Below are 22,842 nucleotides of genomic sequence, written 5' to 3' on the forward strand. Positions count from 1 at the left end.
GCATGAGCGTGAGCCCGCCCACGCCGCTTGGCCGTCCGGTCGGGCGGCGCTTTTTGTTCGAATGGGCGGGCGTGGCGTGCGCGGGCGTCGTCATCGTATTGCTGAGCGTGCTCGGACACTGGACGCTCGGCGCCGATCATCTCGTCTACGACCGCCTGCTGACTCTGCGCGAGCGGCCGGTCTCGCCCGACATCGTGATCGTCGAGATCGACAATGCGAGCGTGGCGGCGCTCGGCCGCTGGCCCTGGCCGCGCAGCGTGCACGCCCAGGTGGTCGACCGGCTCGCCCAGGCGGGCGCGGCGGCCGTGGTCTACGACGTGCTGTTCACCGAGCCGTCGTTCGACGACGCGCGCTTCGGCGAGGCGCTGCGCAAGCGGCCCGCGTATCTGCCGATGCTGCTGTCGCCCGCCGACGAGACCGACGGCGGCCGGCGCACGGTCGTCCAGCCTGTCGCGCAGCTTGCCCAGTCGTCGGCCGGCATCGGCCACATCAATCTCGAAGTCGATACGGACGGCATCGTGCGCAGCGTCGCGCTGTTCGAAGGCGACGCCCGGCAGCGCTGGCCGCAACTCATGGTGCCGCTGTGGCGCGCGGTGCGCGGCGGCCAGATCGCGCTCGCGCACGCCAGCTATCCGGCCGATGCCGCGCGCCGCGACGCCAGCCTGTTGCACGCGGGCGGCCCGCAAAGCGAGGCGCGTTTCCTGCTGCCGTTCAGCGCGAACGTCGAGCATTACCGCAAGGTGTCGTTCGCCGACGTGCTCGAAGGCCGCGTGCCGCCGGGCCTGTTGCGCGGGCGCGTGGCGCTGGTGGGCGTGACGGCGTCGGGGCTGTACGACCGCTTCGCCACGCCGCTCGCGGGCACGCTCGGGCCGCTGCCGGGCGTCGATATCCACGCGCTCGTGCTCGATACGCTGCTCAACGGCACCGCCATCGAACCGGCCGGACCGCTGACCGTCGTGCTGGCGTCGCTGCTGCCGCTGGCGCTGCTGCTGGCCGGTTTCCTCGTGTTCGCGCCGCTGCGCACGCTGCTGCTGCTGCCCTTGCTCGCGCTGCTCTCGCTGGCCGCGAGCGCGGCACTGCTGTACGGCGCGCGCATCTGGCTCACGCCCGTGCCCGCCATCGTCGCGCTGGCCGTGGTGTATCCGCTCTGGAGCTGGCGGCGTCTCGAAATGACGATGTCGTATCTGCGCAAGGAGTTGCAGCAACTCGCCGACGAACCCTATCTTTTGCCCGAGGCGTCCGCGCCGGGCCGCGAGTACGCGGGCGACGCGCTCGCGCAGCAGATGGCGCTGATGGCGCAGGCCGCGCAGCGCTTGCAGGACATGCGCCGCTTCGTCTGGGACAGTCTCGATTCGGTGCCGGAGCCGCTGCTGGTCGCCGACCTGCGCGGCATCGTGCTGATCGCCAATCACGCGGCGCGCGCCTATTTCGCGCGCCTGAATGTGGGCGCGTTCGAGGGCCGCTGGGTGCAGGACGTGTTCGGCGACCTCGCGCTCGTCAAGCCGATCGACCCGAACCCGGAGACGCTCGCCTTCGCGCACGCGCACTGGCCCGCGCCGCTCGACCCGGCGCGCGGCGAATTCGCGCAGCTGATGGAGCGCGGCGTGGAAGTGCATGCGCGTGACGGCAGCGACTATCTGCTGCGCTACGCGAGCTGCACGAATGCGCAGGGGCAGGCGGTGGGCTGGATCGCGGGTCTCGTCGACGTGACGGCGCTGCACGACGCCGAGCGTCAGCGCGAAGATGCGCTGCGTCTGCTCTCGCACGACATGCGCTCGCCGCAGGCGTCGATCGTCGCGCTGGTCGAAACCGAGCGCGAGCGCGGCACGCTGGCCGCCGCGCCGGTGCGCGAGGTGATGGACCGCATCGAGCGCTACGCGCGCCGCTCGCTCACGCTGGCCGACGACTTCGTGCAACTCGCGCGCGCGGAGTCGCAGGTCTACGCGCTGGAGCCTACGAGTCTCGCCGAACTGATGATCGACGCCAGCGACGAAGTCTGGCCGCAGGCGAGCGCGAAGCGCATCCAGATCGAGACGGCATTCGACGGCGACGAAATGGGCTGGATCAACGCCGACCGCTCGCTGATGACGCGCACGCTGGTGAATATTCTGAACAACGCGGTGAAGTACAGCCCACCGGACACCAGAATTATCTGTAGTATCGCTGTCGCGGATAGCCTGCCGCCGCGCGTGATCTGCTCGATCCGCGACCACGGCTACGGCATTCCGCTCGAAGACCAGACGAAGCTGTTCGAGCCGTTCCGGCGTTTTCACGCGGACAAGCGTCCCGAGGTGAGCGGCGCGGGGCTCGGCATGGCGTTCGTGAAGACGGTCGTGACGCGCCACGGCGGCGAGGTCCACGTCGAGAGCGCGCCCGGCAACGGCACCACGTTGACGATGTCACTGCCCGCGCTCGATGCGCCGGACTGAGCGCAGGTTGCTGCGTGGCGTTACCGCGTCAGGTCGATGCGTCTGGACGAAGCGTTTCGTCGATGCGATGCCGCCGGCCTGAGCCGGCCAAGAATCCGATGGAGTATGTCCCGTGAAGATCCCGATGACGATCTGCGCCCTGACGATGGTGGGCGCGCTGGCCGCTTGCGCGAGCCCGAGCGCCGACGTGCGGGCGCAAGGCGGCTTGTCCGTGAGCGGGGCGGCAGGCGCGAGCTACCGCTTCGCGCACACGCCCGTCCAGGACGAGCAGGCCGCGAAGACCGCGAAGACTGCATCAACCCCGCAAACGGATGCCGACGCCACGCCGTCCGGCGAGACGCTGCTGCGCGCGGCGCTCGCGCAGCGCGGCTTCGAGGAGGCCGGGCCGGTCCCGCTGGGCGCGCCCGATACGGCGCGTTATCTGGTGTCGGCGGCGTGGGCGTCGCGGCCCGCCGACGTCACGGTCGCCGCGGGCAATTGCACGGGCGGCTGCGTGCCGACCCAGGCGCCGTCGCTGCCCTGGTTCGGCCATCCTTATGTGCATTCGCTGACGCTGCGCTTTTTCACGCTGGCCGACGGCCACGAAGCCTACAAGGTGAGCGCGATCAAACGCGACCGCAACGCCGACGCGCAGCAGGCGCTGCCGTATCTCGTCGCGAGTGCGCTGGCGCAGCTGCCTTATGCGGGCGCGTCGCAATGGCGCGTGACGATGAAGCCGCGCGCGGCCGAGGCGCAAACGGCCACGCAGGCCATGCCCGACGTGATTTCGGTGACGCCGCAAGGCCAGTGAGCGCGCGCATGCGCGCTAGCTTCGCGGCGCGCGTTAAATTTCAGCCCTTGTTTTGCGGGGCGGATTGCTCCGCGCACTCGTCGCCAACCGCGTCGACGGCATCGGCCTCATCCGGCCAGCGATTCTCGTAGACACACTCGCCGAGCGCCTTGCGCTCCGCCCAGCGCTCCATTTCGAGCATCGGCCGCGGATAGAACTCCGCGACGTGGCCGACGCAGAGAATCGCCACCGGCTTCGCGCCGGGCGGCATGCCGAGCAGCGCGTGGACTTCGTCGACGTCGAAGATCGACACCCAGCCCATGCCGAGCCCTTCGGCGCGCGCCGCGAGCCACATGTTCTGGATCGCGCAGGCCACCGACGCCAGGTCCATCTCGGGCAGCGTGCGGCGGCCGAAAATGTGCGCCTCGCGGCGGTCCATCAGCGCGACGACGAGCAGTTCGCCGCATTCGCGCATGCCTTCGACCTTGAGCTTCATGAACTCTTCGCGGCGCTTGCCGAGCGCGTCGGCGGTCGCGAGGCGCTCGCGCTCGACGGCGTCCTGCAACTGCGCGCGCACGGCCGCATCGGTGATGCGCACGATGCGCCACGGCTGCATGAAGCCCACGCTCGGCGCGTGATGGGCGGCGTCGAGCAGACGCGTCATCGTCGCCGGATCGACGGGACCGGGCGCGAAGTGGCGCATGTCGCGCCGCTCGTAGATCGCGCGGTAGACCGCCGCGCGTTCGGCTTCGTCAAAGGGCTGTGCCATGGAAAAGTGCGGCCGCGAAGGCCGGATTGGAAGGCCAATAGGCGTGCATATACGTCGCGACGATGGCGCCGTGCCGGTACACCGGCTCGCCCGCCGCGCCGGTTTGCGCGTGGCGCGCGTGCAGTTCGGCGGCGAGCGGCGTGCTCACGCGCGAGTAGTGGAACGTGTGGCCCGTGACCGTGCCGTGGCGCGCGCTGTCGAGGCGCTGCATGCCGAGCGCGGCGAAGCGCTTTTGCATGACCGCCGCGCCGGGCAGCAGGCCGAGCATCGGCGTGCACGCGCCGTCGGTGGTCGTGAGCGTGTCGAGCAGATAGAGCAGGCCGCCGCATTCGGCGACGAGCGGTCGCTGCGCGGCGACGTGCGCGCGCAGCGATTGCGCGCTGCGCGCGTTGGCCGCAAGCGTGGCCGTGTGCAGTTCGGGATAGCCGCCGGGCAGATAGATCGCGTCGGCGTCGGCGGGCGCGGCTTCGTCGGCGAGCGGCGAGAAGAAGCTCAGGCGCGCGCCCATCGCTTCGAGCAGCGCGAGGTTCGCCGGATAGATGAACGAGAACGCCGCGTCGCGCGCGACGGCGATGTGGCGGCCGTCGAGCGGGCGCGGCGCGGAGTCGGCGTCGGCGTCGTTATCGTTACAGGGCAGCGCGAATTCGACGGCGGGCGGCAAGGCGGCGAGCGCGGTCGCTTCGAGCGCGTCGGCGGCGCGGTCGATGCGCGCGTCGAGGTCGCCGATTTCGTCGGCGCGATGCAGGCCCAGATGACGCTCGGGCAGCGCGAACGCCGCGTCGCTGGCGACGTGGCCGAGCCAGCGGATATCGGCGGGCAGCGCTTCCTGCAACATCTGCGCGTGGCGCGGCGAGCCGACGTGATTGGCGAGCACGCCGTGAAACGGCACGTCGGCGCGAAAGCGCGCGAGGCCGAACGCAATCGCGCCGAAGGTCTGCGCCATCGACTTCGCGGAGATCGCGGCAGCCACCGGCACGCCGAACGTGGCGGCGAGATCGGCGCTGCTCGGCGTGCCGTCGAACAGGCCCATCACGCCTTCGATCAGGATCAGGTCGGCTTCCTGCGCGGCCTGCGCGAGCAGCGCGCGGCAGCCCGCTTCGCCGACCATCCACAAGTCGAGCGAGAGCACGGGCGCGCCGCTCGCGCGTTCGAGGATCATCGGGTCGAGAAAGTCGGGGCCGGTCTTGAACACGCGCACGCGCCGCCCGGCGCGCCGGTGCAGACGCGCGAGCCCCGCCGTGAGCGTGGTCTTGCCCTGGCCCGAGGCCGGCGCGCTGATAAAGAGCGCGGGGCAGGCCACGCGCGTCGCCGTCGCGGTCATCGCGTCAGAACTCCACGCCCTTTTGCGCCTTCACGCCTTGCTCGCGATACGGATGCTTGACGAGCCGCATTTCGGTGACGAGGTCGGCGGCTTCGATCATTTCGTCGGCGGCGTGGCGGCCCGTGACGACGATGTGCTGCATCGGCCCGCGCGCGGTCAGTACACCGAGCACTTCGTCGAGCGGCAGATAGTCGTACTTGAGCACGGTGTTCAGCTCGTCGAGGATCACCATGGCGTATTCGCCGCTCTCGATCATGCGCTTCGCGGCGTCCCAGCCTTTGCGCGCGGTGGCGATGTCGGCGTCGCGATTCTGCGTGTTCCAGGTGTAGCCGTCGCCCATCGTGACGAAGTCGCAGTGCGCCACGCTGGCGAGAAAATCGCGCTCGGACGTATGCAGCGCGCCCTTGATGAACTGCACGACGCCGAGCTTCATGCCGTGGCCGAGCACGCGCACGGCCATGCCGAACGCCGCCGTGCTCTTGCCCTTGCCGTTGCCGGTGTTGACGATCAAGAGGCCTTTTTCGAGCGTCGCGGCGGCCTGCTTTTTCTCGTGGCCTTCGCGGCGGCGCTGGGTCATGCGTTGGTGCGATTCGGGATCGGTTTTCATCGTCGCGAAGAGTCCTGTTGTGTATGCGATGAGTGTCGGGTGCTGCGTGTTCGTGCGTGTTTGTGCGTATGCGTGCGTTGCTGGCGTCAGCTTCGTGGATCGGGCGCGATGGCGGCGAGCGCGACGGTCACGCCGTCGAGCGCGAGCTTGCCGCGGACCAGCGCGCCGCCTCCGGCCGCGAGCCGCGCGCACGGTTCGCACACGCCGGGCACGCCGAAACGCGCGAGTGCCGCCGCGCTCGGTGGTGAATCCGGTGCTGCTTGTAGTGCCGATTTTGATGCCGATTTTGACGCCGCTTGCAGCGACATCGCCTCCACCTGCCCGCGCGTGAAGCCCTGCAGCGGCAGCGCATGCGCGGCGCAAAACGCGCGCAATGCGGGCTCGTCGATTTTCGCGTCGAGCGTCGCCACGGCCCGCACGCGTGCGAGCGGCCACGCGCCGAGCGCGGCCCGCACGGCGGCCTCGATCTGCGCGACCGTCACGCCCTGGCGGCAGCCGATGCCCATCGCAAGCGCGCGCGGCGCCGCATTGTCCGCTGCCGGGGCGGCATCGGGCAAGCAGTCGGCGGGCGGGGAAGGGTTCACTGAGCGCGGAAAGTCGGGGGTGAAGGCCGGGGCAAAAATCAGGGCGTCTCGCGTGGGGGCCGCCAAAAAACAGCCCAAAAACCAGCCAAAAACAGCAGGCGAAATCGAGCGGAAACGTCGGAAACGCCGCAAATGCGCGCATACGATAGCACACGCATTTCGCGCGCTGCGCCTCGCTTGGGCGGCATCGCGGATAAAACCGGGGGCGGCGGCGAGCGCGTGACGGCCTCGGGCCGAGGCGGAAAATCCGCCGCAAATCCGCCGCAAATCCGCCGCAAATCCGCCGCAAATCCGCGCCCCAATGCCCCTGAGCCGCGCCCCCGCCCGGTTGACGCGCCGCCCACCCGCGCCTACACTCGCACGCACTCTGGTGCTCGCGTGCGCGTACGTTTCGCACGCAGTTAAACGGGAATCAGGGAGCCATCCCGCCACGGGCACGGCCAACCTGAACTGCACCCGCAACGGTACAACGAGCGCATCGGCTGCAAGGTCGATGCAAGCCGCTTCATCGCATGCGCCGCATGCATGGCCACTGTGCGAAGCGCGCCCCACGGCGCGGCGCGCGGGAAGGCGAAGCGGCGTGACTCGTCAGTCCGGATACCGGCCAGATACGCGGGATGCGCGCTGCGGGGTTGCGGCGCCGCGTCCATGATTTCATGCGTCATGCCGGGCCTTGCCCGTGGCGCGTCCAAGCCGGTTGTATCGTCGATCGAAGTGGTGCGGGCTGCATGCCGCCGCGCGCCGCTTGCGCGTGTTCCGCGTGTTGCGCGTGTTTTCATGCGCGCCACGCGACGATCCCCTCCGGCCGGACGCCCACGCGCGACACGCCCGGCGCGGCGCACTTCACCTGCGGCCGATGCGCCGAAGGAGCTTCCACATGCAGATGCGCAAAATCCCCGTCACCATCGTCACGGGCTTCCTCGGCAGCGGCAAAACCACGCTGCTGCGCCACATCCTCCAGCACGCGGGCGGCCTGCGCGTCGCGGTCATCGTCAACGAATTCGGCGAACTGGGTATCGACGGCGAAATCCTGCGCGGCTGCGGCATCGGTTGCGACGAGAACGGCAACGAAACGGAAGGCCAGCTCTACGAACTCGCGAACGGCTGCCTGTGCTGCACCGTGCAGGAAGAATTCTTCCCGGTGATGGAGCAACTGCTCGAACGCCGCGCCGACATCGACCACGTGCTGATCGAAACCTCGGGCCTCGCGCTGCCCAAGCCGCTCGTGCAGGCCTTCAACTGGCCGTCGATCCGCAACGCCTTCACGGTCGATGCGGTCGTGACGGTCGTCGACGGTCCCGCCGCCGCGAGCGGCCAGTTCGCGGAAAACCCGCAGGCCGTCGATGCGCAGCGCAAGGCCGATCCGAATCTCGATCACGAATCGCCGCTGCACGAACTGTTCGAAGACCAGCTTTCGGCCGCCGATCTCGTCATCCTGAACAAGACCGATCTGATCGACGCCGCCGCGCAGGACGCGCTGATCGAAGACCTGCGCGAAGAACTGCCGCCGCAGGTGAAGATCGTGCGCGCGCAGCACGGCAAGCTCGACCTGCACACGCTGCTCGGTCTCGAAGCGGCGTCGGAGGAGAGCATCCATCTGCGCCACGACCATCACGGTTCCGCCGACGATGCCGACCATCATCACGACGAATTCGATTCGGTCGTCGTTGAGGCGCAGGTCGCGTCGCGCGACGTGGCGGTCGAGGCGCTGCAAAAGCTCGTCGATGCGCACACGATCTATCGCGTGAAGGGTTTCGCCGCGCTGCCGGGCGCGCCGATGCGCCTCGTGATTCAGGGCGTGGGCCGCCGCTTCGACAGCTATTTCGACCGCCGCTGGAACGCGCAGGAAAGCGCGGCGCAACCGCTCGCGAGCCGCTTTGTGCTGATCGGCGAGGACCTCGACGCCGCCACGCTGCAAGCCGCGTTCGACGCGGCGCTGGCGGCGGCGCAAAACGCCGTGCAAACCGCGTCCGCGCAATGAGCACGATCAGCGCAATCAGCACGACGTTTTACGAGCGACACACATGCATTTGCTGCGCACCACGCCGGGCGGTTTCGTCGACGACACGCAGGGCGTGATCCGCATCGATCAGCAGCCCGCCGAGATCGTCATTCTGAGTTCGGCGGATACCACGCTTGCGCTGCTGGCGAGCGTGGTGCCGCGTCTGCCCGCGGGCTTTCCGGGCGTGCGGCTCGCGAACGTCACGTATCTGCGCCAGAACGCGTCGGTGGATTTTTATATCGACGACGTGCTCAAGCACGCGCGCGTGGTCGTGGTCGATCATCTGGGCGGCGAAACCTATTGGCCGTATGGCATCGAGCAGGTCGTGTCGCTCGCGGAGCAGCGCGGGCAACTGCTCGCGATGTTCTCGGGCGACTTGCAGGAAGATCCGAACCTGATCGCCAAGAGCCGCGCCGAGCCGGATTTTTGCCGTCTTTTGTGGCGTTATCTGCGCGAAGGCGGCGCGGCGAACGCCGAAGGTTTTCTGCGCGCGCTCGCGTGGCGCGCGTTCGACTGGGGCAGTGAGCCCGCGCTGCCCGTCGTGCTGCCCGCCGCCGCGATCTATCATCCGGCCCGCGACGTGGCCACCGTCGACGACTGGCGCGCGCGCTGGACGTCCGGCGCGCCCGTCGTCGCGATCCTGTTTTACAAGGCGCATTTGCAGGCCGCGAACACGGCCGCGTTCGATGCGCTGATCGAGGCGCTGCTCGCGCGCGGGCTCAATCCGCTGCCGCTCGCCATCACCTCGCTCAAGGATGCGATTAGTCGCGACGTGCTCGATCGTCTCGCGGCCGAGCACGATATCGCGCTCGTGCTCAACACGACGGCGTTCGCGGCCTCGTCGCTCGACGATCCCGAACCGCTCGCGCTCGCGGGCGACGCGCCCGTGTTGCAGGTGATCCTGAGCGGCGGCAATCGCGACGACTGGGTCAAGGACAATCACGGCCTGAATTCGCGCGACATCGCCATGCATATCGCGCTGCCCGAAGTCGATGGCCGCGTGATCACGCGCGCGATCAGCTTCAAGGGGCTCGCGTATCACTGCAAGGACACGCAGGTGGACGTGGTGCGCTATCAGCCCGACGCGGAGCGCGTGGCCTTCGTGGCCGAACTCGCGCGCCGCTGGTGCCGTTTGCGCACGCTGCCGAACGCTGAAAAGACACTCGCGCTCGTGCTCGCCAACTATCCGATGAGCGAAGGGCGCATCGGCAACGGCGTGGGGCTCGATACGCCCGCGTCGGTGGTGAACATTCTGCGCATGCTGCGCGACGAAGGCTATCGTGTCGCCGATCTGCCCGAGGACGGCGAAGCGCTCATGGACACGCTCACGCAGGGCGTGACCAACGATCCCGACACGCGCGCGCTGCGGCCCGCGTTTCAGAGTCTTTCGCTCGACGACTATCGGCGTTATTTCGCGCAACTGCCCGTGGAGGCGCAGAACGCGCTGATCGCGCGTTGGGGCGCGCCCGAGCAGGACCCCGGCGTGCGGCGCGGACGCTTCATGATCGCGGGCTGGCGCTGCGGCCAGGTGTTCGTCGGCATTCAACCGTCGCGTTCGCGCGGCGACGACAGCTACGCGAACTATCACGACGCCGATCTCGTGCCGCCGCACGCGTATCTGGCGTTCTATTTCTGGCTGCGCGAGACCTTCGGCATCGACGCGATCGCGCACGTCGGCAAGCACGGCAATCTCGAATGGCTGCCGGGCAAGAGCGTCGCGCTCGCGCAGACGTGCTGGCCCGACATGGTGCTCGGCCCGCTGCCGCATCTGTATCCGTTTATCGTCAACGATCCGGGCGAGGGCAGCCAGGCCAAGCGCCGCGCGCAGGCCGTGATTATCGATCACCTGATGCCGCCGCTCACGCGCGCCGAAAACTACGGGCCGTTGCAGGATCTCGAACGTCAGGTCGACGAATACTACGAAGCCTTGATGGTCGATCCGCGCCGCGCGAAGCTGCTGCGCAAGACCATCCTCGCGACGATCGTCGAACACAAATTGCACGAGGAATTGAGCGTCGAAGCGCCCACCAGCGCCGACGCCGAAGACGAACTGCTCACGCGCGCCGATGCGTACTTGTGCGAGTTGAAGGAAGCGCAGATCCGCGACGGGCTGCATACGTTCGGCGCGTCGCCGCAAGGCACGCAACGGCGCGACACGCTGCTCGCGCTCGGCCGTTACGCGTGCGGAGACGGGCAGGGCGCGAACGCGGGGCTGATCGACGCGCTCGCGCGTGATCTGCGTATCGATCATCTGCTCGATGCGGCGACCGTGGATTGGGCCGCGCCGTGGACCGGACCGCGCGCCGATGCGCTCGCGCATCTCAGCGATGCGCCGTGGCGTCACGCGGGCGATACGCGCGAGCGACTCGAAACGCTGGCGGCGCGCTTTATCGCGCACGCGTGCGGCGATGAAGGCGCGGAGATCGACGCGCAAACCTGGCCGCAAACGGCGCGCGTGCTCGCCCGCTTGCGCGACGACGTGCTGCCGCGTCTCGACGCCTGCGGCCCCGAGGAACTGCGTCAGCTTCGGCGCGGTTTCGAAGGCCGCTTCGTGCCGCCTGGCCCGAGCGGTTCGCCGTCGCGCGGCCGTCCCGATGTGCTGCCCACGGGCCGCAACTTCTATTCGGTCGATACGCGCGCGGTGCCCACGCAGGCGGCGTGGTCGCTCGGCATGAAGTCGGCGCAGCAACTGATCGAGCGGCATGTGCAGGAGCACGGCGACTATCCGCGCGCGATCGGGCTGTCGGTCTGGGGCACGGCGACGATGCGCACGGGCGGCGACGATATCGCCCAGGCGCTCGCGCTGATCGGCGCGCGTCCGAAATGGGCGGCGGGCAGCCAGCGCGTGATCGACTTCGAGATCATGCCGGTGGAGGCGCTCGACCGTCCGCGTATCGACGTGACGCTGCGCGTGTCGGGCTTTTTCCGCGATGCGTTTCCGAACGTGATGCATCTGTTCGATGCTGCCGTGCAGGCCGTCGCCGAACTCGACGAGCCCGAGCCTCTGAATCCGCTGCGCGCGCGTATCCAGCGCGAGCGCGACGCGCTGGTGGCCGACGGCATGGACGCCGCCGAAGCGCGCCGCCGCGCGGGCTGGCGCGTGTTCAGCGCGAAGCCGGGCGCGTATGGCGCGGGCCTGCAATCGATGATCGATCATCGCCAGTGGCAGAGCGACGCCGATCTCGCGCAGGCCTACGAGGCGTGGGGCGGTTATGCCTACGCGCAGAAAAGCGCGGGCGACGAGGCGCGCGACGCGTTCCGCAAGCGCCTCGCCACCATCGACGTGGTGCTGCAAAACCAGGACAACCGCGAACACGATCTGCTCGACTCGAACGATTACTACCAGTTCCAGGGCGGCATGGCCGCCGCCGCGCGGCACTTCTCGCAGGCGCAGCCCACGCTCTATCACGCCGATCACAGCAATCCCGCCGCGCCGCGCATTCGTCCGCTGCACGAGGAGATCGCGCGCGTGATCCGATCGCGCGTGGTCAATCCGAAATGGATCGACGGCGTGAAGCGGCACGGCTACAAGGGCGCGGCGGAAATGGCCGCGACCGTCGATTATCTGTTTGGTTACGATGCGACCGCGCGCGTGGTCGGCGATCATCAATACGCGCTGGTCGCCGACGCCTATGTGCACGACGACGACACGCGTGCGTTCATGGAGCGCCACAATCCGCATGCGCTGCACGCGATCTGCGAACGTCTGATCGAGGCGATGCAGCGCGGTTTGTGGCAGCAGCCCGGCGAGCATCGCGAGCGCGTCGAACAGCGTTTGCTCGAAGCCGGGCAGCATATTGAAGGTCGATAAGCGAAGCACAATGAAGGAATCCGAATCATGAGCCGAGTGACGAGCCAGGCAGCGACGCGTCCCGCCTTTCCCTTCACCGCGCTGGTCGGCCAGGCGCCGTTGCAGCGCGCGCTGCTGCTTGCGGCCATCGATCCCGCGATCGGCGGCGTGCTCGTGAGCGGCCCGCGCGGTACCGCGAAATCCACGGCGGCGCGCGCGCTCGCGGCGCTGCTGCCCGATGGCGCGTTCGTCACGCTGCCGCTCGGCGCGAGCGAGGAGAAGCTGATCGGCACGCTCGATCTCGAAGCCGCGCTGCGCGAGAGCGCCGTGCGTTTCGCGCCGGGATTGCTCGCGCGCGCGCATGAAGGCGTGCTCTATGTCGACGAAGTGAATCTGCTGCCCGACGCGCTCGTCGACGCGCTGCTCGACGCCGCCGCGAGCGGCGTGAACACCGTCGAACGCGATGGCGTTTCGCACACGCACGACGCGCGTTTCGTGCTGGTCGGCACGATGAACCCGGAAGAGGGCGAACTGCGTCCGCAACTGCTCGACCGCTTCGGCTTGATGATCGAACTGGACAATTGCCACGATGCGGGCGAGCGTCAGCGCATCGTCAAGGCGCGGCTCGCGTTCGATGCGAATCCGCAGGCGTTCTGCGCGGCGCACGACGCGGCGCAACGCGAACTCGCGCAGCGTTTGCGTGCCGCGCGCGCGGCGCTCGATGCGCTCGAATGGAGCGACGCGGTGCATGAACGCGCGGCGCAACGCTGCGTGGAAGCGGCCGTCGACGGTTTGCGCGCCGATCTCGTGATGCTGCGCGCGGCGCGTGCGCTCGCGGCCTTCGAAGGCGCGGCGCAGATCACGCCGGAGCATGTCGATGCGGTCGCGGATGCCGTGCTCGCGCATCGCCGCCGTGCGATGCCGGAGCCGCCTGCGTCGGGTGGCAATACGCAGGCTCCTGATCGATCGCGCGATGCATCGAATGAGTTTTCGCGAAGTCCACAGGAATCCGAAGTAAATAACGAATCTGATGCCGATTGGGGCGAACTCCCGCCCGAGCCCGTCGCGGCGCGCCAGGTCAAAGGCGTGATCCCGCTGCCCGCAAAAAAACGCTGAGCCGCCGGGCAAGGGCCGCCGCCCACGCACAGGGCGGCGCACGGCGGCGAGAGGGCCCCGGACGCGCGCAGCCGCGTCTCACACGCGACGCCGCGCCGAACGCGCGCATCGCCTGGCCGCCCACGCTCGCGGCCAAACGCGGCGAAGCGCTGAGCGCCGCGCATCTGCGCTACGCGCCGCGCAAAACCGGCAGCGGCGCGCTGCATTGCTTCGTGCTCGATTGTTCGGCGTCGATGCTCGCGCGCGGCCAGTTCGCGCTCGCGAAAGGGCTGTTGATCGCGCTATTCGATCGCGCGCGCGGCGAACGCGTGGAAGTGGCGCTGATCTGCTTCGGCGGCGCACGCGCCGAGCTGCGCTTCGGCCCCGCCGTGCCGCGCTGGTGGAACGAACGCTGGATCGAGCCCGTGGGCGCGGGCGGCGGCACGCCGCTCGAAGCGGGGCTCGCGCGCGCCGCGCAACTGCTCGAACGCACCGTGCGCCGCGATCCTGGACGCGCGCGTCATCTCTGGCTGTTCAGCGACGGACGCACGACGCAACTGCCCGCGCGTCCTGCGCACGCCGATCACATCACCGTGGTCGATTGCGAGGCGTCGGCGCTGCGTCTCGGACGCTGTCGCGCGCTTGCCCAGGCGTGGGGCGGCGAGTGTCTCGACGCCGACGCGCTGCTCGCCTGAGCCCGCGCGGCGTCCGGTTCAGCGCGACGCGCCGGTCCAGTAGAGCACGTCGTCCTGACGGTCGAATACGTAGACCTTCATCGCCATCTGTTCGGCGGGCGTGAGGCTGTCGAGTTCGAGGCCGAGCGTGCTGTGCGCCGGCGTGGCGTCTTCCTGATGCACGTTGCGGATCACCGCGCTCGTTTCGACGACGGTGTCGAGATCGCCCGAACGCAGCCGGAACGCCACGCGCAGACGCTCGCCGACCTTGCCGGGCGCCCACGGCGCGGCGATCGACAGCCCGAGCGCGCTGATGCCGCGCGCGAGCGCCACGCCCTGATATCCCTCGCTCTCCGCGCCGATGCCGTAGCGCACCGGAAACTGCGCGCGCACGCGAATCGACTTGCGCTCGCGCAGCATGCGGATGTTGGCGGGCTGCGAGAGCACGAGATAGCCGAGCGGCGCCTGATTCATCGCGTGAATCGTGCAGACGAAGCGATAGACGGCCTGACTCGCGATGGCGACGAGTTCGACGTTCTCGCCGGGCGTGATCTCGATCGGGCGGCCATCGACATAAGGCAGCGTGACGAAGATCGCTTCGTTCGGCGCGAAGCCGATCAGCTTGCACGGATGCATGGGCGCGCCGCTCGCGCCCTGTTGCGGGCGCAGACCCATCAGCGCGCCGATGTTCAGATGCAGGTCGCGCACGCTCGGCAGCGTCGCGGCCGGTTCGTCGCTTTTGAGGGCGGGCGCAGCGGCCTGTTCGGCGGCGGACGCGTCGAGGTCGCCGCGATGGGGCGCGAAATGGCGGAACAGGAAATCGCGTTCGACTTCGCCGACGAGCGAGGCGCCGCGTTCGAGCAGCAGCGTGCCGTCGCGGTCGACGAGCGGCCAGTCGAGCGGCTGGCCGACGGGCACGTCGGCGGGTGTCAGCGCGGCGAGGTCGGTGGAAGCGCTTGCAGCGGTATTTGCCGCGCTATGCGCAGCGGCGGATTCAGTTGCGGATTCAGAAGCGACTTCGGAAGCCGCAGCGGATGCGGTGGCAAGAGTGTCGGTCATCGGCGCGCCAGGGTTGGGTAACAGATTCCCTGTGTTAACGGCGCGCCGCGACAAAACTTCAGTGCGGATTCAACGGTCGATATCGCGATTTATTCCGCATAAAAACGCGGCGTGTAGACCCATTCACTCAGCGCTTCATGCGTGCCTTCGCGGGCGAATCCGCGCGTGGTCGAGGAACCGACGATCACCATCGTGCGCATATCGACATCCGACGACTGGAGTTCGCCGAGCGTCATCGTGCGCAGCGTCTCGCCGGGGCGGCCCACGTCGCGGCCCAGCACGACGCGCGTGGCGGGCGCGCGCACCGCGCGCACGATCTCCAGCGCGCGGTCCAGCTGCCACGGACGCGCGCGCGAGATCGGGTTGTAGAAGGCCATCACGAGGTCCGCGAGCGCGGCGTGATGCAGACGCTTTTCGATCACTGCCCACGGCTTCAGATTGTCCGAGAGCGAGAGCATGCAGAAGTCGTGGCCGAGCGGCGCGCCGGCCTGCGCGGCGGTGGCGAGCGCGGCCGAGACGCCCGGCACGATCTGCAACTCGACACGCTGCCAGCGCGGATCGTCGGCGCCTTCGAGCGCTTCGAGCACGGCGGCGGCCATCGCGAACACGCCGGGATCGCCCGACGACACCACGGCCACGCGGCGGCCTTCGCACGCGAGTTCGAAGGCGTGACGCGCGCGCTGCAATTCCTCGCGGTTGTCGGTGGCGTGGCGGCGCTGGCCGGGCCGCTGCGGGCCGGCCATGTCGACGTAGGTCGCATAGCCGACGAGGTCGGTCGCGTCGTCGAGCGCGGCGCGCGCCATCGGCGTGAGCAGGTCGGCGCGGCCCGGCCCGAGACCGAGCACCGTGAGCTTGCCGCGCGCCTGGCCGAGCGTGGCCGCGTCGAGCGGCGCGCGCGCGACGGCGAGCGCGATGCCGTGGGTGTCGTCGGCGTGCAGCGTGGCGTCGTCGAGCTTCAGGGCTTCGATCAGGCGTGATGCGTTGTCGTGATCGGCATCGGCGACATTGGCCGCATCGGCCTGATCGACAAAGCGCAGCGGCACATGCAGCACCGCCGCCGCCTGCGCGAGCGACGCGTCGCCCATCAGCGCGGCGGGCGCGAGCAGCGCCGCGAGCGAGGCCGCCGCGAGACCGCGTTCGTCGAGCGCGGCCTGCACGTGATCGGCGAGCCGTTCGTTCGATGCGCGCACGGCGGCCACGACGCTGCGCGGATGAATCACGAGTTGCGCGGGATCGCCGTCCCAGACATGCGGACTCACGCGGATCGCATGCGCGGCCGCCGCGTCGCGCGGCAGATCGACGTGATCGAGCCAGGGCGCGTCGCCTTCGATGCGCGTCGCGTCGCCCGCGAGCAGATCGGAAACGAAGCGCTTGCCCTGCGCGAGACTCGACAGCGCATAACCGTCGGGCGGATTGAGCAGGCAGGTGCCGAATCGCAATTCGCCGCTGGTCGTGATCGCGGGCGCGATGCCGAGCGCCGCGCCGATCTCGCGCGCCATCACGTTCACGCCGGTCAGGCCGCCGAGCAGCGGCACGACCGCGCTGCCGTCCTCGGCGAGCGCGAGCACGGGCGGCTCCGCGCCCTTGTTCGCGAGCAGCGGCGCGAGGCAGCGGATCACGATGCCCGCCGCGCACAGTGCGACGAGCGGCGTGCCGCGCCGGTACAGCTCGCGCAGATGCTCGCCGAGTTCGCTGAACGCGACGTCGCCTTGCGCGCGGTCCTGCAGCGCGTGGATCTGCGCGTGCGCGTACAGCGCCTTCACGCGCTGCGCCGTGGCGAGCGCGCCCGGCCCGAGCACGATCACGGCGGGCGGACGCAACTCGGCGTTCATGCTTGCCATTTTTCCCCCGGCACCACAAGCAGCGAAAAATACGGCGAGGCCATCGGATCGACGTCGTCGAGCGGCACGATGCGCTGGTTCGCCATGGTCGCGCGCTCGACATAGAGCGCGCGCTTCGCGAGACCGAGATCGGCGAGCACGCGGCGCACTTTCTCGAAGTTGCGGCCGAGCTTCATGATGACGGCGGCGTCCGCGTCGGCGAGACGGCGGCGCAATTGATCTTCGGGCAGCACGCCCGAGAGCACCGCGAGACTCTGGTTGCGGTACACGAGCGGCGCGCCCAGCACCGCCGCGCCGCCGAGCATCGAGCAGACGCCGGGCACGACTTCGGCGTCGTAGCGCGCGGCCAGGCGGTCGTGCAGATACATGTACGAGCCGTAGAAGAACGGATCGCCTTCGCAGATCACGGCGACGTCGCGGCCCGCGTCGAGATGCGCGGCCACGGTGCGCGCGGCGCCGTCGTAGAAGTCGGCGATGATGGTTTCGTACGAGAGCGGCGGTTCGAGCGCTTCGGTCGTGACCGGATAGACGAGCGGCAGGCGTTCCTGCTCGGGGCCGAGATGCGACTCGACGATGCCGAACGCGTTGCCCTTCTTGCCCTTGGCGACGAAGTAGGCGACCACGGGCGCGGCTTTCAGCAGCCGCAGCGCCTTGAGCGTGAGCAGCTCGGGATCGCCGGGACCGACGCCGATGCCATGCAGGCGGCCGATGCGCGGTTCGTTATTGTGTTCGTGCTCGGACATTTATTCGGTCTCCGAAGCGAGTGCGTTGACGGCGGCGGCGGCCATCGCGCTGCCGCCGCGCCGTCCGCGGACGACCACGAACGGCACGCCGAGCGTCGAACTGGCGAGCGCGGCTTTCGATTCCGCCGCGCCGATGAAGCCCACGGGCATGCCGAGAATCAGCGCGGGACGCGGCGCGCCGGCCGCGATCATGTCGAGCAGATAGAACAGCGCGGTCGGCGCGTTGCCGATGGCGACGACGCTGCCTTCGAGATGCGGACGCCACAGTTCGAGCGCGGCGGCTGAACGCGTGTTGCCGAGTTCGCGCGCGAGCGCGGGCACGGCGGGATCGTCGAGCGTGCAGATCACGGCGTTGTCGGCGGGCAGGCGCGCGCGCGTGACGCCGAACGCGACCATTTTGGCGTCGCAGAGAATCGGCGCGCCTTGCGCGAGCGCGCGGCGGCCGGCGTCGCCTGCGCCCGGCGAGAACGCGAGGTCGGCGGCGATGTCGACCATGCCGCAGGCGTGGATCACGCGCACGGCGAGTTTTTCGAGGTCGGCGGGAATGTGTGCGAGATCGGCTTCGGCGCGGATCGTCGCGAACGACTCGCGATAGATCGCCTGGCCGTCGCGGATGTAATCAGACATCGGAAAGGCTCCGGGGCCGCTGCGCGATGGCGTGCGCGGCGGCTTCGAGGGTCAGGTGGCGCGCGACGAGGCGGCCGAAACCGGCTGCGCTCGCGTCGCGTTCGTAAAGGTCGTAATGGTCCGGCGCGGCGGCCAGCAGCGTGAACGGCGCGCGATGCGCGGCGGCGCAGGAACGCTCGCAGCCGCTCAGGTGCGCCTGCACGTGCGGCGGCAGATGCGGCGCGAGGCGCAGCGCGTCGGCCTTGGTGTCGGCGCGGCTTTTCGCGCAGCCCGCCGAGCCGGTGCAGGCGATCGTGCGTGCGAGCGGATCGGCGGCATCGACGCTCAGGCCCAGCGCGCGCAGGCTGTCGAGCACGGGAATCAGCGCGTCGCGCGCGACGTGCGGCACCAGCGCGCCTTGCCACGGCGTGATGCGCAGCGTGCCGTCGCCGTGGCGTTCGGCGAGGTCGGCGAGCGCGTCGAGCGTGGCGGCGTCGAGGCGCGCGAGCGGCGGTTGCGCGCCCACGTAGCCGTCGCCGTTCGCGTGCAGCGCGTGTGCGCCCAGACGTTGCGTGAGATCGACGCGCGGGCGTCGCCATGCGGATGGCGCGTGTTCATCGGCGGCGGGCTGCGGAGCCGCGATCGCGATATCGGCGTGATGTTGCGCGGCGTCGAGCACCGCGGCCGCGCCGTGCGTGGCGACCACATCGCGCATCCGCAATTGATCGGGCGCGGCGAGATCGAGAAACGCATGCAGCAGCGCGCGGATCAGCGTTTGCACGTGCGCGGCGGCGATGAAGCCGAGCGCGCCGTCGTCGGGGCAGCCCGCGAGGCCGAAGGCGAAACGCGTTTCGCCGTGCTCGCGCGTGGCCGCGAGCCAGATATCGTGCGGATGATCGAGCGCCGCGAGCCGCTCGCCGCCGTCGATCAGCACGGCGAATTTCGGCGACAGCGCCGCGAAACGCGGCTCGTCTTGCAGCATCGCGACGAGGGGCGCGGCGAGCGCGGCGGTGTCGAACAGCGCGTGCGGATCGAGGCCCGCGAGCGGGCTCAGCATCAGGTTGCGCAGTTCGTCGGCGGCGCAGAGATTGTCGGGCGTCTGCACGCCGTTCGCGGGCCCGAGCCCGCCCGCGACGAGCGCGGCCGTGAGCGCCGCTTCCTGGCCCGCGCGCACGCCGCGCACCTGCACGTTGGCGCGGTTGGTCAGTTCGAGCGTGCCGTCGGCGAACGCGCGCGCCGCGTGCGCGATGGCGTGCGCCTGCGCGGCGCTCAGCACGCCGCCGGGCAGGCGGATGCGGCACAGCCCGCCGTCACGCGCCGCGACGACGCGCACGAGCCCCGGACACGCCGAGCGGCGCGCCTCGGCAAGCGTGGCAGGGGACGAAGCGGGCTTCGAGTCGTGATTCAAGGGACACCGTGGTTGCGTCGCGCGAGGCGGACCGCCCCGGCGCGACATGCGCTGGCGGGACGATGGCCGCCGGTACACCCCGCCCGGCATGGGCTCGCACGAACAGTCGTTCGGCCGGCAGGTCTCCTGGCTCGCAGGTCGGCGGCTGCATCGGCCTTCCCGGTAAAACCAGTGGCTCGGGTGGATGCGGTCTCGCTGCTCACAGTCGCGGGGGCGGCCACAGTTTTGCTGTGTTCCCTTTTATGCCGTCGAGGTTTTCAGGCCCGTCCGGCGCCGGCGGAAGCGGTATTATGCCCGTTTTCCAGCGCGCTCCGCGAGACGAAACGGCGCGCGCGCAACCCGAAACGGAGATCGGATGCAGGGCAGGCGGGCGTGGCTGACGGTGATCGGCATAGGCGACGACGGATACGCGGGACTCGGACGCGCCGCGCGGCGCGCGCTGTTCGAGGCGGATGTCGTGACGGGCGGCGAGCGGCATCTCGCGATGCTGCCGGCGCGCGTGGGCGCGCGCCGCGAGGCCTGGCCGCAGCCGTTCAGCGTCGCGCCGCTGCTGGCGCTGCGTGAGTCTCATAGTAACGGTCACGGGCGCGTGTGCGTGCTCGCGAGCGGCGATCCGATGTGTTTTGGCGTGGGCGCGACGCTCGCGCGCCATGTGCCGATCGACGAGATGGACGTGCTGCCCGCGCCCTCGTCGCTGTCGCTGGCGGCGGCGCGGCTCGGCTGGGCCTTGCAGGACGTGGCGGCGGTGTCGCTCGTCGGCCGTCCGCTCGACGCGCTGCGCCGCCATTTGTTCACGCGCTCGCGCGTGCTCGCCCTGAGCGCCGATGGCCGCACGCCCGCCGCGCTCGCCGCGCTGCTCGTTGCGCAGGGTTTCGGCGCGACGCGTCTGACCGTGTTCGAGCATCTGGGCGGTGCGCTCGAACGCCGCATCGAAGGCCGCGCCGATGCGTGGCAAGTCGAGGAGAGCGCCGCGCTCAATCTGGTCGCGTTCGAATGCGAAGCGGATGACGTCGATGGCGCACGCGCGGCGCAGTCCTGGACGCTCACGCCCGGCCTGCCCGACGACGCCTTCCTGCACGACGGCCAGCTCACCAAGCGCGACGTGCGCGCGCTCACGCTCGCGCGCCTCGCGCCGACGCCGGGCGCGCTGCTCTGGGACGTGGGCGCGGGCAGCGGCTCGATCGGCATCGAATGGATGCGCGCGCATGCCGCTTGCCGCGCGATCGCGATCGAAGCGAACGCCGAGCGCCAGCGCTTCATCGAGCACAACCGCAACACGCTGGGCGTGCCCGCGCTGCAACTCGTCGCGGGCCGCGCGCCCGATGCGCTCGCGGGCCTCGCCGCGCCGGATGCCGTGTTCATCGGCGGCGGCGTGACGGTGCCGGGCGTGCTCGACACCTGCTGGGAACGGCTCGCGCCGGGCGGGCGTCTCGTCGCCAACGCCGTGACGGTGCAGAGCGAGGCGGCGCTCGTCGCGTGGCGCGCGCGGCACGGCGGCACGCTCACGCGCATCGGCATCGGCGAGGCGGAACCGCTCGGGCGTTTCGATACCTGGCGTCAGGCGCTGCCCGTCACGCTCTACGACGTGCGCAAGCCATGAACGCGCGCGCGCCTCGTATTCTTTTGCTCGGCGGGACCGGCGACGCGCTGCGCATCGCACGCACGCTCGCACCCGGGCACGTCTACAGCCTCGCGGGTTTGGGCCGCGTGCCCGCCGATCTCGCGTGCGCCGTGCGCGTGGGCGGCTTCGGCGGCGCGCCAGGGCTCGCGCGTTATCTCGCCGACGAACAGATCGCGCTCGTGCTCGACGCCACGCATCCGTACGCCGCGCGCATCAGCGCGAACGCGGCGCAGGCCTGCGCCGACGCGCGCGTGCCGTACTGGGCGCTGCGCCGCGCGCCGTGGCAGCCGCAAGCGGGCGACGACTGGCGCGCCGTGGACGGTTGGGGCGGCGTGATCGACGCGCTCGCCGGGTTTGCGCGTCCGCTGTTCACGCTCGGCCGCGAACCGCTCGCCCATCTCGACGAAATCCCGGCGCATCAACACTGGACGATCCGCTGTCTCGACGCGCATCCCGGCCACGCGCGCGCCGAGGTGATCGACGCGCGCGGACCGTTCACGCCCGAAGGCGAGCGCGCGCTGTTCGAGGCGGGGCGCTTCGACGTGATCGTCAGCAAGAACAGCGGCGGGGCGGCCACCGAAGCGAAGCTCGCCGTCGCGCGCGAACGCGGCCTGCCGGTGGTGATGATGCGGCGTCCGGCGCTGCCGCCCGCGCAGCGCGAATTCGACGCGCCGCAGGAAGCCATCGACGCGATCCGCGCTTTCGTTTCTCCGCTATCTCCGCTATCTCCGCTATCTCCGCTATCTCCGCTTTATCCGATTAACCAGCAGGATTTCAACGCATGACCGTCTACTTTATCGGCGCGGGTCCGGGCGATCCCGAACTGATCACCGTGAAGGGCCAGCGCCTCGTGCGCACGTGCCCCGTGATTCTCTACGCGGGTTCGCTCGTGCCGCCCGCCGTGCTCGACGGCCATCGCGCGCAGCAGGTCGTGGACACCGCGCCGCTCACGCTCGACGAGATCGTGGCGCTGCTCGACGCGGCGCATCGCGCGGGCCACGACGTCGCGCGCGTGCATTCGGGCGATCCGTCGCTGTATGGCGCGATCGGCGAACAGATCCGTCGTTTGCGGGAACTCGGGATTCCTTATGAAATCGTGCCGGGCGTAACTGCAACGGCGGCGTGCGCCGCGACGCTCGGCAGCGAACTCACGCTGCCCGGCATTTCGCAGACGCTGATTCTCACGCGCTATGCGACCAAAACGACGATGCCCGAAGGCGAGGCGCTCGGCGATCTCGCGCGCCATCGCGCGACCATGGCGATTCATCTGGGCGTGCGCCATATCGCGCGGATCGTCGAGGAACTGCGTCCGCATTACGGCGACGATTGTCCCGTGGCCGTGGTTTATCGCGCGAGCTGGCCGGATGAGGAACGCGTGACGGGGACGCTCGCGGATATCGTCGAGAAAGTGCAGGCCACCGATATCGAGCGCACGGCGCTGATTCTGGTTGGTCGTGTGCTGGGCGCGGAAGGATTCGCGGATTCGAAGCTGTATGGGGTGGGGAAGCGATAAGGCACGCATTT

At 69.8% G+C, this 22,842-nt stretch carries 18 protein-coding genes and 2 riboswitches; of the genes, 9 read left to right on the forward strand and 9 right to left on the reverse strand.

Annotation, left to right across the window (positions count from 1 at the left end; translation table 11 throughout):
* Positions 1 to 2: 2 nt before the first annotated feature.
* Together U4Y88_RS25930 and U4Y88_RS25935 are read left to right on the forward strand one after the other, a co-directional pair.
* Positions 3 to 2,429, forward strand: a complete 2,427-nt coding sequence (locus U4Y88_RS25930) for a CHASE2 domain-containing protein (protein ID WP_321787314.1) — start codon at positions 3 to 5, stop codon at positions 2,427 to 2,429.
* Between the two features lie 112 nt (positions 2,430 to 2,541).
* Positions 2,542 to 3,219: a hypothetical protein gene (locus tag U4Y88_RS25935; RefSeq protein ID WP_321787316.1), complete on the forward strand. Its 678-nt coding sequence runs from the start codon at positions 2,542 to 2,544 to the stop codon at positions 3,217 to 3,219.
* Between the two features lie 40 nt (positions 3,220 to 3,259).
* Here the strand turns inward: U4Y88_RS25935 and bluB are convergent, their stop codons facing one another.
* The 4 genes from bluB to U4Y88_RS25955 all read right to left on the reverse strand — a co-directional run bounded on the left by bluB (position 3,260) and on the right by U4Y88_RS25955 (position 6,401).
* Positions 3,260 to 3,967, reverse strand: coding sequence for a 5,6-dimethylbenzimidazole synthase (gene bluB / locus U4Y88_RS25940; RefSeq protein WP_321787318.1), 708 nt, complete (start codon positions 3,965 to 3,967; stop codon positions 3,260 to 3,262).
* Positions 3,951 to 5,288 carry a cobyrinate a,c-diamide synthase gene (locus U4Y88_RS25945; protein ID WP_321787320.1) on the reverse strand — a complete coding sequence of 446 codons (1,338 nt, stop codon included), beginning with the start codon at positions 5,286 to 5,288 and terminating at the stop codon, positions 3,951 to 3,953. The genes bluB and U4Y88_RS25945 overlap by 17 nt, the downstream gene beginning before the upstream one ends.
* A 4-nt stretch (positions 5,289 to 5,292) precedes the next feature.
* Positions 5,293 to 5,895, reverse strand: coding sequence for a cob(I)yrinic acid a,c-diamide adenosyltransferase (cobO, locus tag U4Y88_RS25950; RefSeq protein WP_224014659.1), 603 nt, complete (start codon positions 5,893 to 5,895; stop codon positions 5,293 to 5,295).
* Between the two features lie 86 nt (positions 5,896 to 5,981).
* Positions 5,982 to 6,401 (reverse strand): cobalamin biosynthesis protein, encoded by a 420-nt coding sequence (locus U4Y88_RS25955; protein ID WP_321787533.1) that lies wholly within the window; start codon positions 6,399 to 6,401, stop codon positions 5,982 to 5,984.
* Positions 6,402 to 6,830: 429 nt separating this feature from the next.
* Positions 6,831 to 7,103: riboswitch (cobalamin riboswitch) on the forward strand.
* A gap of 259 nt (positions 7,104 to 7,362) precedes the next feature.
* Here U4Y88_RS25955 and cobW point away from each other — a divergent pair.
* The 4 genes from cobW to U4Y88_RS25975 all read left to right on the forward strand — a co-directional run bounded on the left by cobW (position 7,363) and on the right by U4Y88_RS25975 (position 14,061).
* Positions 7,363 to 8,460, forward strand: a complete 1,098-nt coding sequence (gene cobW / locus U4Y88_RS25960; RefSeq protein WP_290371153.1) for a cobalamin biosynthesis protein CobW — start codon at positions 7,363 to 7,365, stop codon at positions 8,458 to 8,460.
* Between the two features lie 43 nt (positions 8,461 to 8,503).
* Positions 8,504 to 12,292, forward strand: a complete 3,789-nt coding sequence (gene cobN, locus U4Y88_RS25965; RefSeq protein WP_321787322.1) for a cobaltochelatase subunit CobN — start codon at positions 8,504 to 8,506, stop codon at positions 12,290 to 12,292.
* Between the two features lie 27 nt (positions 12,293 to 12,319).
* Positions 12,320 to 13,387: an ATP-binding protein gene (locus tag U4Y88_RS25970; RefSeq protein ID WP_321787324.1), complete on the forward strand. Its 1,068-nt coding sequence runs from the start codon at positions 12,320 to 12,322 to the stop codon at positions 13,385 to 13,387.
* A 107-nt stretch (positions 13,388 to 13,494) separates the two neighbouring features.
* A complete protein-coding gene (locus U4Y88_RS25975) occupies positions 13,495 to 14,061 on the forward strand; it encodes a vWA domain-containing protein (RefSeq protein ID WP_321787535.1) in 567 nt (188 codons plus the stop codon).
* Between the two features lie 18 nt (positions 14,062 to 14,079).
* Here the strand turns inward: U4Y88_RS25975 and U4Y88_RS25980 are convergent, their stop codons facing one another.
* The 5 genes from U4Y88_RS25980 to cobG form a co-directional block, all read right to left on the reverse strand.
* Positions 14,080 to 15,099 carry a flagellar brake protein gene (locus U4Y88_RS25980; protein WP_321787326.1) on the reverse strand — a complete coding sequence of 340 codons (1,020 nt, stop codon included), beginning with the start codon at positions 15,097 to 15,099 and terminating at the stop codon, positions 14,080 to 14,082.
* Positions 15,100 to 15,188: 89 nt separating this feature from the next.
* Positions 15,189 to 16,931: a precorrin-3B C(17)-methyltransferase gene (gene cobJ / locus U4Y88_RS25985; protein ID WP_321787328.1), complete on the reverse strand. Its 1,743-nt coding sequence runs from the start codon at positions 16,929 to 16,931 to the stop codon at positions 15,189 to 15,191.
* A complete protein-coding gene (locus U4Y88_RS25990; RefSeq protein WP_321787330.1) occupies positions 16,928 to 17,683 on the reverse strand; it encodes a precorrin-2 C(20)-methyltransferase in 756 nt (251 codons plus the stop codon). Before U4Y88_RS25990 ends, cobJ begins: the two co-directional genes overlap by 4 nt.
* On the reverse strand, positions 17,684 to 18,310 hold the full coding sequence (locus U4Y88_RS25995) for a precorrin-8X methylmutase (RefSeq protein ID WP_321787332.1): 627 nt from the start codon (positions 18,308 to 18,310) through the stop codon (positions 17,684 to 17,686).
* Positions 18,303 to 19,745: a precorrin-3B synthase gene (gene cobG, locus U4Y88_RS26000; RefSeq protein ID WP_415774501.1), complete on the reverse strand. Its 1,443-nt coding sequence runs from the start codon at positions 19,743 to 19,745 to the stop codon at positions 18,303 to 18,305. The genes U4Y88_RS25995 and cobG overlap by 8 nt, the downstream gene beginning before the upstream one ends.
* Positions 19,746 to 19,795: 50 nt before the next feature.
* Positions 19,796 to 19,990: riboswitch (cobalamin riboswitch) on the reverse strand.
* A 62-nt stretch (positions 19,991 to 20,052) separates the two neighbouring features.
* On the opposite strand from cobG, the gene cbiE reads away from it, so the two are divergent.
* From cbiE to cobM, 3 genes are read left to right on the forward strand one after another with little or no spacing between them, the layout of a single operon-like run.
* Positions 20,053 to 21,297, forward strand: coding sequence for a precorrin-6y C5,15-methyltransferase (decarboxylating) subunit CbiE (gene cbiE / locus U4Y88_RS26005; protein ID WP_321787336.1), 1,245 nt, complete (start codon positions 20,053 to 20,055; stop codon positions 21,295 to 21,297).
* On the forward strand, positions 21,294 to 22,103 hold the full coding sequence (locus tag U4Y88_RS26010; protein ID WP_321787338.1) for a cobalt-precorrin-6A reductase: 810 nt from the start codon (positions 21,294 to 21,296) through the stop codon (positions 22,101 to 22,103). Before cbiE ends, U4Y88_RS26010 begins: the two co-directional genes overlap by 4 nt.
* Positions 22,100 to 22,831 carry a precorrin-4 C(11)-methyltransferase gene (gene cobM / locus U4Y88_RS26015; protein ID WP_321787340.1) on the forward strand — a complete coding sequence of 244 codons (732 nt, stop codon included), beginning with the start codon at positions 22,100 to 22,102 and terminating at the stop codon, positions 22,829 to 22,831. The genes U4Y88_RS26010 and cobM overlap by 4 nt, the downstream gene beginning before the upstream one ends.
* The last annotated feature ends 11 nt before the right edge of the window (positions 22,832 to 22,842 follow it).

The sequence above is a fragment of the Paraburkholderia sp. J94 genome (assembly GCF_905220285.1).
Classification (GTDB): domain Bacteria; phylum Pseudomonadota; class Gammaproteobacteria; order Burkholderiales; family Burkholderiaceae; genus Paraburkholderia; species Paraburkholderia tropica_A.

Coding starts and splice junctions, on each gene's coding strand:
- U4Y88_RS25930 (WP_321787314.1), top strand. CDS start 3: ATGAGCGTGAGCCCGCCCACGCCGCTTGGCCGTCCGGTCGGGCGGCGC.
- bluB (WP_321787318.1), bottom strand. CDS start 3,967: ATGGCACAGCCCTTTGACGAAGCCGAACGCGCGGCGGTCTACCGCGCG.
- U4Y88_RS25945 (WP_321787320.1), bottom strand. CDS start 5,288: ATGACCGCGACGGCGACGCGCGTGGCCTGCCCCGCGCTCTTTATCAGC.
- cobO (WP_224014659.1), bottom strand. CDS start 5,895: ATGAAAACCGATCCCGAATCGCACCAACGCATGACCCAGCGCCGCCGC.
- U4Y88_RS25955 (WP_321787533.1), bottom strand. CDS start 6,401: ATGGGCATCGGCTGCCGCCAGGGCGTGACGGTCGCGCAGATCGAGGCC.
- cobW (WP_290371153.1), top strand. CDS start 7,363: ATGCGCAAAATCCCCGTCACCATCGTCACGGGCTTCCTCGGCAGCGGC.
- cobN (WP_321787322.1), top strand. CDS start 8,504: ATGCATTTGCTGCGCACCACGCCGGGCGGTTTCGTCGACGACACGCAG.
- U4Y88_RS25970 (WP_321787324.1), top strand. CDS start 12,320: ATGAGCCGAGTGACGAGCCAGGCAGCGACGCGTCCCGCCTTTCCCTTC.
- U4Y88_RS25980 (WP_321787326.1), bottom strand. CDS start 15,099: ATGACCGACACTCTTGCCACCGCATCCGCTGCGGCTTCCGAAGTCGCT.
- cobJ (WP_321787328.1), bottom strand. CDS start 16,931: ATGAACGCCGAGTTGCGTCCGCCCGCCGTGATCGTGCTCGGGCCGGGC.
- U4Y88_RS25990 (WP_321787330.1), bottom strand. CDS start 17,683: ATGTCCGAGCACGAACACAATAACGAACCGCGCATCGGCCGCCTGCAT.
- U4Y88_RS25995 (WP_321787332.1), bottom strand. CDS start 18,310: ATGTCTGATTACATCCGCGACGGCCAGGCGATCTATCGCGAGTCGTTC.
- cobG (WP_415774501.1), bottom strand. CDS start 19,745: ATGTCGCGCCGGGGCGGTCCGCCTCGCGCGACGCAACCACGGTGTCCC.
- cbiE (WP_321787336.1), top strand. CDS start 20,053: ATGCAGGGCAGGCGGGCGTGGCTGACGGTGATCGGCATAGGCGACGAC.
- U4Y88_RS26010 (WP_321787338.1), top strand. CDS start 21,294: ATGAACGCGCGCGCGCCTCGTATTCTTTTGCTCGGCGGGACCGGCGAC.
- cobM (WP_321787340.1), top strand. CDS start 22,100: ATGACCGTCTACTTTATCGGCGCGGGTCCGGGCGATCCCGAACTGATC.